This is a genomic window from Pseudomonas sp. SDO5215_S409 (genome assembly GCF_054071325.1).
Window position 1 is genome coordinate 1 of sequence record NZ_JBSVWN010000159.1, and the last position, 711, is coordinate 711.

1 pseudogene is annotated in these 711 nt (G+C 54.3%); it reads left to right on the plus strand.

The annotated features are described in order from the left end of the window. Positions 1–64: 64 nt before the first annotated feature. Positions 65–711: pseudogene (locus tag ACW9H9_RS28705) on the plus strand (transposase); the annotation flags it as partial.

A 711-nucleotide genomic window follows, 5' to 3' on the forward strand; every position in this document is an offset into this window, starting at 1 on the left:
TGTAGTGGTCTAATGAAACCGGACACCCATTTAGGCGAGAATGCTCGCCATAGAGAGGTGTCTGATGACCAAGCAACGCCGTACCTTTTCACCAGAATTCAAACGCGAGGCTGCCGACCTCGTGCTCAAGCAGAATTACAGCTTCACTGAAGCCAGTCGCTCACTGAGTGTTGGTGAGTCGGCTCTGCGCCGTTGGGTTGACCAGCTTCAGAGGGAACGCACAGGCGTTACGCCCCAAAGCAAGGCCCTGACTCCAGAGCAGCAAAAAATCCAGGAACTGGAAGCTCGAATTGCTCGCCTCGAACGCGAGAAATCAATATTAAAAAAGGCTACCGCGCTCTTGATGTCGGAAGATCTCGAGCGTACGCGCTGATCAATCAGCTAAGCGTCCATGAGCCTGTTGACTGCCTGTGCCAGGTATTTGAAGTCGCCCGTTCGGGCTACTACGCACATCGTCTCAGGCGGCGAACACCAGACTTTGAGCGCCTCCGGTTGCGTAGCCGAGTGAACGAGTTGTTCACCCAAGGGCGAAGTGCGCCGGGCAGCCGAAGCATCATGTTAATGATGCAAGAAGAGGGTGAGCAGATTGGACGCTTCAAGGTACGAAGACTGATGCGTGAGCTGGAACTGGTCAGCAAACAGCCGGGATCACATGCCTATAAAAAGGCGACAGTCGAGCGGCCTGATATCCCGAATACCTTGAACCGAGAG